This window comes from Rhodothermales bacterium, from assembly GCA_039944855.1.
In the GTDB taxonomy this organism is placed as follows: Bacteria; Bacteroidota; Rhodothermia; order Rhodothermales; family JANQRZ01; genus JBBSMX01.
Window position 1 is genome coordinate 75,877 of sequence record JBDUXZ010000001.1, and the last position, 16,116, is coordinate 91,992.

At 67.2% G+C, this 16,116-nt stretch carries 14 protein-coding genes; 11 read left to right on the top strand and 3 right to left on the bottom strand.

The genetic code is table 11. The annotated features are described in order from the left end of the window. Positions 1-139 precede the first annotated feature (139 nt). Positions 140-628 (bottom strand): DinB family protein, encoded by a 489-nt coding sequence (locus ABJF88_00305; protein ID MEP0545351.1) that lies wholly within the window; start codon positions 626-628, stop codon positions 140-142. A 79-nt stretch (positions 629-707) separates the two neighbouring features. Here ABJF88_00305 and ABJF88_00310 point away from each other — a divergent pair, with 79 nt between their 5' ends. The 6 genes from ABJF88_00310 (at position 708) to ABJF88_00335 (ending at position 7,244) form a co-directional block, all read left to right on the top strand. After that, positions 708-1,292, top strand: a complete 585-nt coding sequence (locus ABJF88_00310; GenBank protein MEP0545352.1) for a GNAT family N-acetyltransferase — start codon at positions 708-710, stop codon at positions 1,290-1,292. 42 nt (positions 1,293-1,334) lie between these two features. Further along, entirely contained in the window at positions 1,335-2,921 is a 1,587-nt protein-coding gene (locus ABJF88_00315; protein MEP0545353.1) for a methylmalonyl-CoA mutase family protein, read from the top strand. 635 nt (positions 2,922-3,556) lie between these two features. Continuing rightward, entirely contained in the window at positions 3,557-5,503 is a 1,947-nt protein-coding gene (locus tag ABJF88_00320; protein ID MEP0545354.1) for a T9SS type A sorting domain-containing protein, read from the top strand. Positions 5,504-5,829: 326 nt separating this feature from the next. Beyond that, positions 5,830-6,288, top strand: coding sequence for a hypothetical protein (locus ABJF88_00325; GenBank protein ID MEP0545355.1), 459 nt, complete (start codon positions 5,830-5,832; stop codon positions 6,286-6,288). Between the two features lie 81 nt (positions 6,289-6,369). Continuing rightward, positions 6,370-6,762, top strand: coding sequence for an antitoxin Xre-like helix-turn-helix domain-containing protein (locus tag ABJF88_00330; GenBank protein MEP0545356.1), 393 nt, complete (start codon positions 6,370-6,372; stop codon positions 6,760-6,762). Further along, positions 6,762-7,244 carry an RES family NAD+ phosphorylase gene (locus tag ABJF88_00335; GenBank protein ID MEP0545357.1) on the top strand — a complete coding sequence of 161 codons (483 nt, stop codon included), beginning with the start codon at positions 6,762-6,764 and terminating at the stop codon, positions 7,242-7,244. The genes ABJF88_00330 and ABJF88_00335 overlap by 1 nt, the downstream gene beginning before the upstream one ends. 7 nt (positions 7,245-7,251) lie before the next feature. Here the strand turns inward: ABJF88_00335 and ABJF88_00340 are convergent, their stop codons facing one another. Beyond that, complete coding sequence (locus ABJF88_00340; GenBank protein ID MEP0545358.1) at positions 7,252-7,785, bottom strand: RNA methyltransferase; 534 nt, start codon at positions 7,783-7,785, stop codon at positions 7,252-7,254. Positions 7,786-7,894: 109 nt separating this feature from the next. Here ABJF88_00340 and ABJF88_00345 point away from each other — a divergent pair, with 109 nt between their 5' ends. The 5 genes from ABJF88_00345 (at position 7,895) to ABJF88_00365 (ending at position 14,165) form a co-directional block, all read left to right on the top strand. Beyond that, positions 7,895-8,488, top strand: coding sequence for a hypothetical protein (locus tag ABJF88_00345; protein ID MEP0545359.1), 594 nt, complete (start codon positions 7,895-7,897; stop codon positions 8,486-8,488). Positions 8,489-8,609: 121 nt separating this feature from the next. Continuing rightward, positions 8,610-9,341 (top strand): (d)CMP kinase, encoded by a 732-nt coding sequence (cmk, locus tag ABJF88_00350; GenBank protein MEP0545360.1) that lies wholly within the window; start codon positions 8,610-8,612, stop codon positions 9,339-9,341. A 125-nt stretch (positions 9,342-9,466) separates the two neighbouring features. Then, on the top strand, positions 9,467-11,977 hold the full coding sequence (gene rpsA, locus ABJF88_00355) for a 30S ribosomal protein S1 (GenBank protein ID MEP0545361.1): 2,511 nt from the start codon (positions 9,467-9,469) through the stop codon (positions 11,975-11,977). 131 nt (positions 11,978-12,108) lie between these two features. Next, positions 12,109-13,206, top strand: coding sequence for a Vms1/Ankzf1 family peptidyl-tRNA hydrolase (locus tag ABJF88_00360; protein MEP0545362.1), 1,098 nt, complete (start codon positions 12,109-12,111; stop codon positions 13,204-13,206). Between the two features lie 176 nt (positions 13,207-13,382). Then, on the top strand, positions 13,383-14,165 hold the full coding sequence (locus tag ABJF88_00365) for a DoxX family membrane protein (GenBank protein ID MEP0545363.1): 783 nt from the start codon (positions 13,383-13,385) through the stop codon (positions 14,163-14,165). 81 nt (positions 14,166-14,246) lie between these two features. Here the strand turns inward: ABJF88_00365 and ABJF88_00370 are convergent. Then, on the bottom strand, positions 14,247-16,116 hold a 1,870-nt coding region (locus ABJF88_00370), incomplete at its 5' end, for a T9SS type A sorting domain-containing protein (protein ID MEP0545364.1).

Below are 16,116 nucleotides of genomic sequence, written 5' to 3' on the forward strand. Positions count from 1 at the left end.
AGGAACGGAGACGATACCCCAGCCGCCGTGATGCGAGTCGGGCGAGGGTGTGGAGAATCGCGGGAATCGTGCGGGATACGCGGATCGGGTACCCGGCGGGTGTAGGGGCGAACCTACGTGTTCGCCCTTGCGGCGATGATCACCACAGCCCGAGCGCCCGGCGCACGGCGACGACTTGGCCGAGATGGTGCGCGTTGTGGTCGGCGACGAGGAGGGCCTGCCGCAAGATCGTGTATCCCGGCGCGTGGTCGAGTTCGGTGAGGGGATCCGTGGCCTCGTCCTCCACGAGCGCGACGACGGCGTCGAGGTCGGCGAGGAAGGCGCGGCGCGCGGCCTCCCACGCGGCAGGCGTCGCGTCGGCGTCGGGCCAGTAGTCGTCGGGCCACGCGAGGGCTTCGTAGTCGGCGTCGAGCGCGAAGTCGAGGATGTCGCGCTGCGCGATGCGCAGGTGCTCGACGAGGTCCCACAGCGAGTGCGGGAAGCCGTCGGGGCGGTCATTGACCCGGGCGGCTGGGAGGTCGGCGAGGGCTGTGCGCGTGTCGACGTGGGCGTGACCGCCGCGCAGGACGGCGACGATTTCGGCGCGGAGACGGGCGTCGGGCGCGAGGCCGGATTCGGGGCGTGGCATAGGGTTCGGAGGCGGGCCGGAGGGGCAGCGTGTCTCGAAGCCCTAAGGTACCTTACCGCTCCTCCAGCCCGCGACGCCCGTGACCGACCCCGACCTCTTCGGCGACCGACTGCCCGACCTCGACGCCGAGCGTGTCCGCCTCCGCCATCCCCGTCCGACCGACGCCGACGCCGTCTTTGCCATTTTCGGCGACGAGCGGGCGATGCGCTACTGGAGCCACGAGGCGTTCGAGACGCCGACGCAGGCCGTCGAGTACCTCCGCTCGATCGACGAGGGGTTCGCCGAGCGGACGCTCTACCAGTGGGCCATCACCGAGCCCGGCGCCGACGAGCTGATCGGGACGGTGACGCTGACCGGGTATAGCGAGCGGAATCGGCGGATGGAGCTGGGCTACATGCTGAGCCCGTCGAAGTGGGGGCGGGGGCTCGCGGGCGAGGCCGTGCGCGCCGTCCTCCGGTTCGGGTTCGAGCGGATCGGGCTCCACCGCGTCGAGGCCGAACTCGACCCGCGCAACGCAGCGTCGGCGCGGCTGCTCGAACGGCTCGGGTTTCAGCGCGAGGGGCTGCTCCGCGAGCGGTGGTGGGTCTACGACGAGTGGTGCGACAGCGCGCTCTACGGCCTCCTCCGCGCGGATTTCGAAGGGCGACCGCGTGACGAGACGTAGATTCCAGCGCTGGCTCCTCTCTCGTCCTTTGCCGTTATTGCAATGAGTACCTCCACCGACCGCCCCGAGCGCACCACCTCCAGCGGCCTCGCCGTCGACCCCGTCTATGACCGCGACGACCTCCCGGCCGATCTCGCGGAGCGACTCGGCGAGCCCGGCGAATACCCCTTCACGCGCGGCGTCTACCCCCGGATGTACCGCGACCGGCTCTGGACCATGCGCCAGTACGCCGGCTTCTCGACCGCCGAGGAGTCGAACGCCCGCTATCACTACCTCCTCGGGCAGGGCGCCCGCGGGCTCAGCGTAGCCTTCGACCTCCCGACGCAGATCGGCTACGACTCCGACGACGCCATGGCCGAGGGCGAGGTCGGCAAGGTCGGCGTGGCGATCGACTCGCTCGACGACATGGAGCGGCTCTTCGACGGCATTCCGCTCGCGAAGGTGACGACGAGCATGACGATCAATGCCACGGCGCCGATCCTCCTCGCGCTCTACGTCGCCGTAGCGAAGAAGCAGGGGGCCGACCTCGACCGGCTCGGCGGCACGATTCAGAACGACATCCTGAAGGAGTACGCCGCGCGCGGGACGTACATCTTCCCGCCGCGCCCGTCTATGCGGTTTATCACCGACACGTTCGCGTGGTGCGCGCGCGAGGTGCCGCGCTGGAATACGATCTCGATCTCGGGCTACCACATCCGCGAGGCCGGGAGCACGGCGGCCGAGGAGCTCGCGTTCACGCTCGCGAACGGCATCGCGTATGTCGAGGCGGCCCTCGCGGCGGGGCTCGACGTGGACGTGTTCGGGCAGCGGCTCTCGTTCTTCTTCAACGCCCACAACAACTTCTTCGAGGAGGTCGCCAAGTTCCGCGCGGCGCGGCGGCTGTGGGCGCGCATCATGCGCGAGCGCTTCGGCGCGACAGAACCGAAGGCGATGCAGTGCCGCTTCCACACGCAGACGGGGGGCTCGACGCTCGCGGCGCAGCAGCCGATGAACAACGTCGCGCGCGTGACGCTGCAGGCGCTCGCCGCCGTGCTCGGCGGGACACAGAGCCTCCACACGAACGGCTACGACGAAGCCCTCTCGCTGCCGACCGAGGAGGCCGCCGGGCTCGCCCTCCGCACGCAGCAGATCATCGCCCACGAAACCGGCGTCACCGACACCGTCGATCCGCTCGCGGGCTCGTTCTTCGTCGAGCGGCTCACGGCCGACCTCGAAGCTGAGGCCGAGCGGCTGATCGCGAAGGTCGACGAACTGGGCGGGGCGGTGGCCGCCATTGAGCAGGGGTTTTATCAGGATGAGATCGCGCAGTCGGCGTACGCAGCGCAGCTCGCGGTGGAGAGCGGGGAGCAGGTCATCGTCGGCGTCAACACGTTCGTCGAGGACGACGTGCGGGTGCCGGAACTGCTCCGCGTCGGCGACGAGATTCGTGCGCAGCAATCCGAGCGGCTCGCCGCGCTCCGTGCCCGCCGCGACGAGCAGGCGTGGTCCGCCGCCCTCGACCGCATCGAATCGGCCGCGCGCGGCGACGAGAACCTCGTCCCTCATGTCCTTCACGCCGTCGAGCAGTACGCCACCGTCGGCGAGATTTCGCACCGGCTCCGCACGGTGTGGGGCGAGTTCAGCGGGTGAACGAGGGGTTCTCTCTTGTTCCTTTGTAGCAAGTCGTTACCTTTCTATCCGTGTCACTTAGCGAGGTGTTATTATGAAGACTCTCCGCGATAGCCGTAATTCTTGGTTCTCGTTCATCGCTTTGTGCGGAGCCTCTCTCCTCGTCCTCGCGCCGCCGTCACTCGCCCAGTTTGCCGCTCCGCTCGTCTCCGCTGCGGGTGCAGGTGCTCTAGATGCGGAGGCGAAGTGGTCAGTCGTAGCGGACGCTGGGGTTGTCGCCTTCGTGGAGAACCGGGGGCAGTGGCCCGACCCTGTTCTATTCCGTGCACGCTTGGGCGGAGCCGACGTGTGGATCACGGAAGACGGCTTCGTCTACGATTTCTATAGCGTCGAGCAAACAGTGCCGGTACCTGGCCGAGGGCAGGGGGTGGGCGGCCGAGGGCCTGCCGAGACGGAGGCTACCCGTCGTGGTCACGTCGTAGCAATGCGCTTCGAGGGGGCGAACACCGACCAGGCTGAGGGAAGAAACCGCCGCGTCGCCTACCACAATTATTTCCTTGGCGACGACCCCTCGCGCTGGGTGAGCCGAGTCCCCCTCTACGATGAGGTGATTCTCGACGAACTCTACGATGGCGTAGACCTCCGACTCTACGCGGATGGCGACCTCTTGCGCTACGACCGACCTTATGCTGGAGCCGGGGGCCGACCTCTCGCAGGTACGAGTCCGGCTTGACGGAGCCGATGGAGTGAAGGTGACAGCGGAAGGTGCGCTACAGATGGGGACGTCGTTGGGGACGGTAGAGCAGCGGGGACTCTTGGCCTACCACGAGGGGCCCGGTGGGCAGCGCCAGAGGGTTGAGTGCACGTTCGTGGTAGGCGCTGACGGGACGGTGGAGTTTCACGCGGAGGCGGACCCGGGCCGAGCGCTCGTCGTGGACCCGCTGATCTGGGCGAGTTTCCTCGGCGGCACGAGTTACGACCGCGCGAATGCCGTAGCGATGAGCCCGGGGGGTGCCGTGACGGTAGTTGGGGCTACCATCTCGAGTTCTAGCTTTCCCATGACGGTGGGGGCTTATGACCCGAGCCCCAACGGCGACCTCGACGCGTTCATCGCCCAGTTGTCTGCGGACGGGACCACGCTCACCTACGCCACGTTCCTCGGCGGCTCGGACATCGAAGACGCCATCGACGTAGCAGTGGCAGCGGACGGGTCGACGACAGTAGCGGGGTGGACCCGGAGCACAGACTTTCCCACCACAACCGACGCGTTCGACACGAGTTACAACGGTGGCATGTTCGACGTGTTCGTTGCGCGGCTCGCGCCCGACGGCGATGCCCTGACCTACGCCACGTTCCTCGGCGGGTCGAGTGAGGATTACGGTGACGCCGTAGCATTAGGAGCGGACGGATCGGCAACCGTGGTGGGATCTACTCCCGGTTTCGGATTCCCTACCACCACCAGTGCCTACGATCCGAGCCACAACGGCATCTTCGACGCGTTCGTCACGCGACTCTCTCCTGACGGGAGTACGCTGGTTTACTCGACCTTCCTCGGCGGGCCGAGTGAGGAGCATGCCACATCCGTAGCGGTGGGGGTAGACGGGTCCGCAACGGTGGTCGGGAATGCGGCCGGTGCAGGCTTTCCCACGACCGCTGGTGCCTATGACCGCACCCACAACGGCGACCGCGACGTGTTCGTGACCCGGCTCTCTCCCGACGGCTCCGCCCTCGCCTTTTCGACGTTTCTCGGCGGGTTGAACCTCGATGTTGGCAATGCTGTGGCGGTGGGGGTAGATGGGGCCGCGACCGTAGTGGGGTGGACCCAGAGTGAGGACTTCCCGGCAACGTCTCGTGCCTTTGATACGAGCTACAACGGTGGGTTCTCAGACGCGTTCGTCACGCAGATCACGTCGGACGGGAGCGCCCTCGTCTATTCCACGTTTTTTGGCGGATTGAGTGAAGACCGTGGCTACAGTGTGGTGCTGGGAGTGGACGGGGCCCCGACGGTGGCGGGATACACGAGGAGTGCAAGCCTCCCTTCTACGGACGACGCCTCTGACCCGAGCTACAATGGGGGGCAAGACGCGTTTGTGGCGCGGCTTTCCCCCGATGGGAGCGCCCTTGCCCATTCTACCTTCCTGGGTGGAACGGACACCGATGAAGCGTTCGCCGTAGCGCTGGGTACCGAGGGAACGGTCGTAGTAATCGGGAGGACAGTGAGCGAGGGATTCCCTGCAACGACGGGCGCTTACGACACGAGTTTCAATGGCGGCCTCGACGTTTTCGTCGCACAACTTGAGATACTTGCGCCGACGGCGGCGGAGGGCGTTGCGGTGCCGGCGGTGCTTGCTCTCGGCGCAGCGTATCCGAACCCGCTCCGGGACTCAGCCACGTTCGTGTTAGAGGTGCCGGATGCGACAGCCGTACGGGTGGTGGTCTACGATGTGCTCGGCCGGACGGTGGCGGTACTCGCCGACACGCCGATGGAGGCAGGCCGCTACGAAGTGGCGCTCGAGGCCTCGTCGCTCGCGCCGGGGACCTACCTCGTGCGGATGACCGCCGGCTCCTCCGTGGCGACGCAGCGCGTGACGGTGGTGCGCTAGCTGACCTCTGATCGTCCGGCGGCGTCGCGTCGCGTGACGTGGCAACACCGGAATTCCATTTTTAAAACTTGAATAGCCCAACGACCATCACCGACCACAAGCACTACACAAACTCACAGGACTCCTCCACACGCTGAAGCCGTTCGCGGCGCCGTCGTTGGAGCGGCTCGGCGAACGGGCATTGGTAACGCGGGGCCCGGGGATGGGGGAACGCAGGACGCGATCATCTTCACGCTGTCGAGCAGTACGCCACCGTCGGCGAGATCTCCCACCGGCTCCGCGCAGTGTGGGGCGAATTCGGCGCCTAACCCGGAACTCCCATTCCCATGTCTGACTCCCTTTTCGACCGGATCGACCGGCACATCGCCGGATTCATGACCAAGTACGGCGTGGTCGCACTGCGGTGGACCGTCGGGATCGTGTTCATCTGGTTCGGCGCGCTGAAGCTGTTCCCCGGCATGAGCCCCGCCGAGGAGCTCGTCAAGAACACGGTCTACTTCGTCGACCCCGCGTGGTTTTTTCCATTTCTCGGCGTTTGGGAAATGGTGATTGGGCTGTTCCTCCTGATCCGGCCGCTCATCCGCGTCGCCATTTTTCTCCTCTTTCTCCAGATGCCGGGCACGTTCCTCCCGCTCGTTTTGCTGCCCGACGTGTGCTTCACCGACTTCCCGTTCGGGCTGACGCTGGAAGGGCAATACATCATCAAAAACCTCGTCATCATTTCGGCTGCGCTCGTGGTCGGCGGGACGGTGCGGGATAACCCCGGCACGGAGCGGAGGCTGTAGCGGTAGGAGCGTTGCTGCCATATGCCGGAACAGCTCTGTCATGCGGCGGTAGTAAAGTCTCTCACTCGACTGCCCGCTGCCATGCCTCCGTCCCTGCCGACCGATATCCGGTACGATCCGTCTGCCGTCCGGCAGGGCCTCCCGTACCGCAAGCTGAACCACCTCGTCGCCGCGCTCGGGCTGACGCTGGCCGAAGCTGCCGGGCTCCTCCTCATCAGCGAGCGCACGCTCGCCCGCCGCCACGCCGAAGGCCGGCTGACGCAGGCCGAGAGCGACCGGCTCGTCCGGCTCGAACGCCTCGTGAGCGACACCGTCGACGCTTTCGATGGGCACGAGACCGAGGCGCGGGAGTGGTTGACGACGCCGAAGGCGCTTCTCGGCGGCGAGACCCCATTGCGCCACGCCGATACCGAGCCGGGGTTGCAGGCCGTGCGGGAGATGCTCGCCGTGATCCAGCACAACGTCGCGGCCTGATGGCGATGCGCGAGGCGGTGCGGCTCACGCAGCGCCGCTACGAGGAGACGGCGTACTCTGGTGCGGGCGCGCTCCGTGTCGATGGCCGCTGGCACCGCGCCGGGCTCCCGCTCGTCTACGCCACCGAGTCGGCGGCCGTCGCCCTGCTCGAAGTGCTTGTCCACGTCGAGCGCCCACGCTTGCTGACGATGGACCTCGTCGTGGTCCCGTCACGGTTCGACGAGAGCCTGGTGCTCCGGGTCGAAGACGCATACGGCCCGCTGCCGGCCTCGTGGTGGCGCTTCCCGTGGCCGGCTCCGACCCAGGAGATCGGGCGGCGGTGGGTCGAGGAACAGCGCTCAGTAGTGCTCGACGTGCCGAGTGCCGTCGTCCGCTCGGCGCGCAACTACGTTCTCAACTCTGCCCACCCGAACTTCGGAGATGTCGAGATCGACGAGCCGAGCGCATTCGAGATCGACCCGCGCCTCGGCGCCTCGGGGTGAGCGTGCGCTAGCCGCTCGCACGCCACCGCTCGACGAGACCGAACGCGGCGATGCCGAAGGCGACGGAGACGTTGAGCGAGTGCTTGGCCCCATACTGCGGGATCTCGAGCGCGAGGTCGCACCGGTCGAGGATGGCCTGCTGCACGCCCTTGACTTCATTGCCGAGCACGAAGGCGAGCGGAAACTGGGCACGCGTGATCGCTCCGATGTCCGTGGGTGTGTCTGTCTGTTCGAGGGCCGCGAGCGTAACGCCGTCGGCGCGGAGTCGGTCGAGGAGCGCGAGCGGGTCGGGGGCGTGCGTCCACGGCACGGTGTGCTCGGCGCCGAGGGCCGTTTTGGCGACGCGGTGGTGGTCAGGGGGCGGCGTGTAGCCGGTGATGTACACGTGGCGGACGCCGGCGGCGTCGGCCGTGCGCAGGATCGAGCCGACGTTGTACGCCGAGCGAATGTTGTCGAGCACGACGTCGACGGGGTGGCGAGGGAGGGATTCCAGCGCGGCGGGGGAGGGGCGTTGGATTTCGTCGGCGGGGAGCTTTCGCACGGGCGGGGCGTGAAGGGGAGGCGGCATTGGGCGTTCGCATGATACCTTATCGCCCGTTGCCGCGTCTCCTCCCTGCCCGATCCTGCCCTTCCAACGATCCCATCGACCGATGCCTCATCTCCACCGTATCGCCGTGCTGTCCCTCGCGCTCGTCCTGCCGCTCGCCCTCGGGAGCTGCGCCACGCTTCAAGAGATCGCGAACCTTCGCAACGTCGACTTCGACATCGACCGCGTATCGAACGCGAACCTCGCCGGCGTCGACGTCCAGCGGCTCCAGTCGTACGACGACCTCGGTGGGCGCGACGTGGCTCGGCTCGCCGCTGCGATCGCGCGGGGCGAAGCGCCGCTCTCGTTTACGCTCCACGTCGGTGCGGAGAACCCGGCGAGCAACAGCGTCGCCGCCCGCCTCGTCCAGCTTGATTGGACGCTCTTCCTCGACGAGACGGAGACGATCAGCGGCATCTTCAACGACGAGCGCGTGATCGCGCCCGGCGCTAAGGTCGACATCCCGATCACGATGGAGCTCGACCTCGTGCGGTTCGTCGGGCGCAACATTCAGGACATCGTCGAACTCGCCGCCGCCGTGTCGGGGCAGGGAACGAAAGAGATCGCGCTCCGCGCTCGCCCGACGATCACCACGCCGATCGGGCCGATCACGTACCCGTCGGACATCACGATCGTGCGCCGGGACGTGGGGAACTAGCGGGCGCGCCGTGGCCGTCGTGGGGCGGGAGTGAACATGGCGTTAACGCTTGGAGCGGACAGGGAATCGCCTGTACCTTAGAAATTCTCTATCCGCCCCACATTCCCCCCTCCGTCTCCGCGTGATCGTAGCCATCGACGGCCCCGCCGGCTCGGGAAAGAGCACCACCGCCAAGCGCGTCGCCGACGCGATGGGATGGTTGTACCTCGACACCGGGGCGATGTACCGCACCGTCGGGCTCGCGTTCCTCGACAGCGATACGGCGTTCACCGAGGCTGACGCCGACGAGTTGCTCGGCAAGCTCGAGTTGGACCTGAAGATGGGGAAAGAGGGGCTCGTGGCGTACCTCAACGGCGAGGACGTGACGGAGCGCATTCGCACACCCGAGGCCAGCGAAGCCGCGAGCCGCGTCAGCACGTTCCCGGCCGTCCGCGTCCGCCTCGTCGAAGAGCAGCGCCGGATCGCCCGCGTCGAGATGCAGCAGGGCGGCGGCGTCGTGATGGAAGGCCGCGACATCGGCACCGTCGTCTTCCCCGAGGCCGAAGTGAAGGTGTACATGGTCGCCAACCCGGAGGAGCGCGCCGAGCGCCGCCACCGGGAACTGACGGCGAAGGGCGCGACCGTGTCCCTCAACGCCGTCTCCGACGAGATCGCGGAGCGCGACGCCCGCGACGCCACGCGCGAGGCCTCGCCGCTGCGGCAGGCCGCCGACGCCGTCACGCTCGACACAACCGGTCTCAGCATCGACGACCAAGTGCAGCGCGTCGTCGCGCTCATCAGAGAACGGAGCGCGGGTTCGCCCGTACAAGTGGGTCCGGCCGCGCCCGAGCGGCCAACCTCAACCAAATCATAAACTTCATAACGAAGCCTGCCCGGTCGCGCGCGCGAGACGCCGGCCCGGCGGGGAATCCCTCACCAAACCCCTGAATGGCCGCCTCTCGACGCTTACGGCGCGGTCATTACCCTTAACCCAACCCCATGGCTGAAGAGCTGGACACCAAGACGCAGAGCGAAGAACAGGTCAACGACGCCCCGAGCGACGACGGCCCCACGACGCTCGACCAGGCAGACCCCGCGGACGCCGCCCCGGCCGCCACCGCTTCCTCCGACGACGCCGCTGACGAAGAGGGCGCCGAGGGAGAATCCCTGATCGACAAAGCCCGCCACGCCGTCGAGCGCGTCGTCGACGCGGCGGAAGACGCCGTTGAGGACGCTGTCGAAGACGCGACGGAAGGCGCCAAGCGCCTCCTTGACGAAGCCGTCGACGCGGCGAAGAAGGCCACCTCCGGCGCAGCGCATGCCGTCGCCGAAGCCGCCGAGTCCGTCGCCGAGCGCATCACCGGCAGCGCCGAGACCGTCGATCCCGAAGCCCCTGTCGCCGTCGAGAGCCGCGACGAGCTGAGCTACACCGGTGGCTCCTACGGCTATACCGGCGAGATCCAGGGCAAGGTGATCTCCCTCGCTGAGCTCGAGCAGTACGAGAACCGCACGGACCCCGACGAGCCCGAGGACAAGGACGACGCGCTCATGGAGATGTACGAGCGCTCGATGACCGAAGTCACCGAGGGCGAGATCGTCATGGGCCGCATCGCGTCGATCGGCGAGAAAGAAATCGTCATCGACATCGGGTTCAAGTCCGACGGCATCGTCTCGAAGAACGAGTTCGACCTCGACCTCGAGATCGGGCAGGAAGTCGGCGTGTTCCTCGAGCGTCTCGAAGACCGCTACGGCCAGCTCGTCCTCTCCAAAACCAAGGCCGACGACCTCCGCCGCTGGCAGAAGATCGAAGAGGCCCACGAGACCGAGGGCATCATCGAGGGCACGATCATCCGCCGGATCAAGGGCGGCATGATCGTCGACCTCCTCGGCGCCGAGGCGTTCCTCCCCGGCTCGCAGATCGACGTCCGCCCCGTGCGGGACTTCGACGCGTACCTCGGGAAGACGATGGAGTACAAGGTCGTCAAGATCAACGCGGCGAACGGCAACGTCGTCGTCAGCCACAAGGCGCTCATCGAGAAGGACCTCGAGGCGCAGCGGACGAAGATCCTCGACTCGATGGAAGTCGGGCAGGTGCTCGAGGGCATCGTCAAGAACATCGTCGACTTCGGTGTCTTCATCGACCTCGGCGGCGTGGACGGCCTCCTCCACATCACCGACCTCTCGTGGGGCCGCGTCGGCCACCCGAGCGAAGTCGTCGAGCTCGACCAGAAGCTCAACGTCGTCGTGCTCAACTACGAGAAGGAGCGGCAGCGGATCTCGCTCGGCCTCAAGCAACTCCTCCCGCACCCGTGGGAGAACATCGAGGAGCGGTTCGCCGAGAACCAGACGGTCCAGGGCCGCGTGGTGTCCATCACGGACTACGGCGCGTTCGTCGAGCTCGAGAAGGGCATCGAGGGCCTCGTCCACATCTCCGAGATGAGCTACACCGAGCACATCAAGCACCCCACCCAGAAGGTGCAGCTCGGGCAGATCGTCGACGTGAAGGTGCTCAACATCGACACCGAGGACAAGAAGATCTCCCTCGGGATGAAGCAGCTCGAAGCCGACCCGTGGGAAGGCATCCTCGACCGCTTCTCCGTCGGCCAGACGGCGACGGGCATCGTCCGCAACATCACCTCGTTCGGCGCCTTCGTCGAGATCGAGGCGGGGATCGACGGGCTCGTGCACGTCTCGGACCTCTCGTGGACGAAGCGGATCAAGCACCCCTCCGAAGTGGTGAAGAAGGGGCAGGAGCTCGACATCCAGATCCTCGACATCGACGTGGCGCAGCGCCGCCTCTCGCTCGGTCACAAGCAGGTCCAGACCGACCCGTGGCAGCAGTACGCCACGGCGTACGAGGAGAACTCCGACACGACGGCCGTCGTCACCGAGGTCACGTCGGACGGGATCCGCGTCGAGATGCCGCTGGAGGCCCCGGGCTTCGTCCCGGCCAGCCACCTCGAGCGCCCCGGCGACCCGATGGACGCGTACCGCGAGGGCGAGACGCTCGAGCTCCGCGTCATCCGCCTCGACCGTTCCAGCCGCGACATCATCCTCTCGGAGACCGCCCGCCGCATGGCGGCCGAGCGCGCCGAGAAGAACCAGGAGCGCGCTGAGAAGTCGGCGGTGCAGCGGGAAGAGCGGAAGGCCGTGCAGCAGTTCCAAAGCGAAGCCCGTGGCCCGGCCACGATCGGCGAGCTCAGCGGCCTCGAAGCGCTGAAGGCGAAGATGGAAGCGCAGGAAGCGGCTTCCGAGCCCGAAGAGGCTGTCGAAGTCGGCCCGGAAGACGCGACAGCGAGCACGGACAAGGACATGATCGAGGGCGAGGCTGGTGCAGCGCCCGAGATGATGGACGAGCCCGCCGACGAAGCCGTCGCCGACGCCACTGGCTCCGACGACGAGGACGAAGACGGCGCCTCCGCCGAAATGGGCGAGGCTGACGCCACCGTCACCGGTGACGACGCCGAGTCCGTCGCTGAGGAGGCTGAGGAAGAAGAGAAAGAAGCCTAAACGGTTCATCCGTTCGGGTTCGGGGCGGCGATCCATCGCGGATCGCCGCCCTTTTTGCGTCGGAGCGAACCGGTGGGTGGGGGGGACGTATCAGCCGGCCTTTCTCTCCTCCCGCTCATCTCCCCTCTGCCGTGGACCTCACGTTCGCCGACCTCGACCTCAAGACCTTCGCTGACCTCGAAGGGCCGGAACGCGCCTTCCTCACGCTCTACCTCTCCAGCCCCGAGAGCGTGCGCGCCCTCGACCAGCAGTTCCGCTCGATCCGCTCTCTCCTCGGCGGCAACGCGACCGAGCTCGAACACTTCGAGCAGAACGTGAAGCTGCTCCAGCCCCTCCTTGATGGTTTGAGCTTCGACACGCCGTCCGTCGCCGTCTTCGTCTGCTGGGCCCTCGACGTGGCGAAGACGCTGCCGCTGACGGTCGCGGTCCCGGACAAAGTGTGGATGGGCTCGTCGCCGTACATCCGTCCGCTCGCCGAACTTCAAGACGAGTACGAAGACTTTGCCGTCGTCGTCGTGGACAACGCTGAAGCGAAGGTCTACTTCGTCCACGCTGCCGTCGTGGGGGACGGGGACCGGGTGAAGGGGGACGTCAAGAACGCCGTGAAGAAAGGCGGCTGGTCGCAGAAGCGCTACGCCCGTCGCCGCGAGAAAGAGCTGAGCCAGTACGCCGCCGAAGTCGCCGAGACGGTCCGCGATCTCTACGATGAGGAGGGGTTCGAGCGGCTCGTTCTCCTCGGATCACAAGAGGCGATGCAGGCCGTCGAAGAGCACCTCGCCACGCCGCTGCGGGACCGGCTGGTCGGCGAGCGGTCGGTCGATGTCGGGAATACCTCGGCTGTGTTGAAGGAGGCCTTCGCGGTCTATTTCGAGGGCGAGCGGGCGAGCGAGCAGGCGCTGTGGGACCGGGTCCGCGAGGGCTACCTCACCGGCGGCCTCGCCGTCGTCGGCGCGCAGAAGGTGTTGAGCGCGGCGCAGCAGGCCCGCGTCGAAGTCGCGCTCATCGACCGCGAGGCGAAGCTGAAGGGGACGAAGTGCCGGGACTGCGAGCACCTCGTATACGGCACGCCCGATACGTGCCAGCGCTGCGGCAGCAGCGACGTCTTCGTCGTCGATTACGTCAACGAACTCATAGAGACGCTCGCGCGCACCGGGGCCGAAGCCGACTTCGTGGACCCCTTCGACGGGCTGACCGAGGTCGGCGGGGTGGCGGCGCTGCTGCGGTATTGAGCGATATCGGTGCGGACCCCGCTCGCCACGCCCCCGACCGGAAGGGGCGAAACAGGCGAGGGGAGGGGAGACAGGTAAGGGGTTAGGCTGAACCCCTTGCGGGCGAGGTGGTAAGACGTGGAAGCGCAGGCGCTTGGAGCCCGCGCTCCTGCCCTTTCCCTCGCCTCCCTCCCGTCATGGCCGCCACCACGCACCGCCTCATCGAATGGACCGACACGTACCGTGACGTCACGGTCGACCTCATCCGCATCTACCTCGGCATCGGGCTCTTCGTGCGCGGGTGGCTCTTCATCACGGACGCATCGGTGCTCGTGGGGCTGTTGGCCGGGGCGGGCGAGTCGTCGTTCGCGTCGGCCGCGCTCGTCCATTACGTCGCGCTCGTCCATCTCGGAGGCGGGCTCCTCCTCGCCTTCGGTCTGCTGACGCGGGTGGCCGCCCTCGTGCAAATCCCGGTCCTCGTCGGCGCCGTATTCTTCGTCCACCTCAACGACGGTCTGCTCGCAGCGGGGCAGTCGCTGGAGTTCTCCGCACTCGTGCTGTTCCTCCTCGTCGTGCTGTTCTTCCACGGTTCGGGACGGCTCTCCCTGGATTACTACCTCTTCGAACGGGAGGAGTCGCAGGCCGTCCGCGAAGCGCAACTCGTCCTCTTCGCACCGCCTTCCGGTAGCGTCGCAGCGCGGCGCGCCGTCGTCGGGTCGAGGACTGAAGAGGCAGTCGTGCAGCCCGTCCCTCATTACGGATCGACGGCGGCCCAAGCCTCGGCGTGCACGTGCTCGCCCCCACACGACCGCGCCCACCAGCGTGTCCAGGTCGAGCGGCGCTACGGTATGCGCGCCCTCCGTTTCCTCACCGGCACGACAGGCACGCCGAAGGAAATCGTGTTCCGCTGTCGCGAATGCGGCAACGTCGTCGAAGTCAGCACCGACGAGACGGACATCGCGCAGTACACCTATCGGTAGCCGTCCCGCAGCGAGATAAAAAAAGAGGCCCCGCCGGGATAACCCGGCGGGGCCTCGTGCTGCGCTACGAACGGGTCCGCTTTAGCGGATGACCGTGACCCGCTGCGTCAGCTGCGTGCCACCCGCCTCGAGGCGGTAGAAGTACATCCCGCTCGGGAGCGACGAGGCGTCGAAGCGAACGGTCTGCTCGCCCGCCTGCCGCACGCCGTCGACGAGCGTCGCGACGCGGCGGCCGAGGACGTCGTAGACCGTGAGCGTAACGTCCTGCGCACTCGGCAGCGTGAAGCCGATCGTCGTCGCCGAAGCGAACGGGTTCGGGTATGCGGACTCGAGGACGAACGTGCCGTCCGGCGTGCTCGCCTCCACATCGACACCGCCGCCCTGGGCGACGCGCGCGTTCGCGATGAGGCCGTCGAGGTCCTCGCCGCCGACGAAGGCGAAGCGGACCGTTTCCGTATCCCCAGCCGCGATGTCGTAGGGGCCGACGCCGATCACGGTGCGGCGGTCCCCCACCAACTGCGGGATGGGGAAGAACGTCGTCATGCTGTTGTAGACATCCTCGTCCGTCGGGTTCGCACCTCCGCCCGCGTCGAGGTTGTAGCCGGAGACGTTGTCGTCGAGCGCGGTGACGCCGTAGTAGTTCGAGTCCCCACCGAATTCGTCGTCGAAGACGTATAGCGTGCTCGTCTCCTCGTCGTAATCGCCGAGGTTGGCGATCGCCGAGCCGGCGTCCCAGTCGGCGAAGATGCCGACGTAGAGATCCTCGAGGTCGCCCTCGGTGGTGTTCTCGACGTCGAACTCGATGATGACGAAGCCGTCGCGGCCGGCCTCCGTGCTGGAATACGAGAACTGCTCGATCTCCAGACCGATGGGGAGGGGGGCGCCGCTGTCATCGTACGACGTCTCGAACGCCTGGTCGAAGTCCTCCGGCGGATCGGCGACGAAGAGGGGCGACGTGGTCACCCAGTCGCCGGACTCGTACGCCGTGCCCGAGACCTGGTCTGGGCTCTGGCCCACGAGGAAGGTCGCGGCGAAGAGGCCGCCGTTGCCGCTGGCGTTCACGCCGTCGAAGACGAAGCCCTGGCCGGCGAACGGAGCGGGGCTGACCGTGCCGAGGTTGCCGTCGTCATAGACCTCGAACTGAACGAGGCCCGTGTCGTGGATGGCCTCGTCGACCGGCGGCGGGCCGGCCTCGATGTCCGACTCCTCAATGGCGAGGAGCTGGTAGCCCTCATCTTCGGGAGCGGTCGCGTCGAACTGCCCGACGACGCCGGTGAAGATGAACTGGTCGGCGGGGATGTCCGTGCCGTCGATGTCCGAATCGGCCGCGTTCGGCACGCGGAGGATGTTGTTGTCGGAGAGCGGCGTCGTCGAGTCACTCACGTCGTAGGACGTAGCAGCGGCGAAGGTGCCGGTGGCGTCCGTCGACAGGCCGGCGACCATGACGAGCTCCGACTCGTACTCTTCCCCGTTGTTGATGAGCTCGTCGAGCGTGATGTCCTGCGGGTCCGGGGCATCGCCCTGGCCGAGGATTTCGTAGCTCGCGAGGTCGGCCTCGTTAATCTGGAGGAGGCCGCGGAACTCGGAGAGGGTCCCGGTGATCAGCAGCTCGGTGCCTTCCGTGATCGTGCCGGCGGCGACGTCGTCGAAGAAGGCGCCGGAGGGCTGACGGATGGCGAGGCCGGCCGTCTCGTCCTGGATGTAGGCGAAGGCGCCCTTGGCCCGCGTGACGATGCCTTCGATCGTGACGGTTTCGCCGACGCCCGCCGCGCGGGCTTCAGCGATGGAGATGGCGCCGGTCGAGGGGGTAAGGGAGACGTCGTCGATGAAGAAGTTGATGAAGTCGGGGTCCGGCGCCGACCCGTCGTTCTCCTGCAGCAGCGAGAGGGTGTACACCCCGTCGGCCGCCACCGTCACCGGGAGCTCGAGGAGGCCGTAGTCCCCGTCGTAG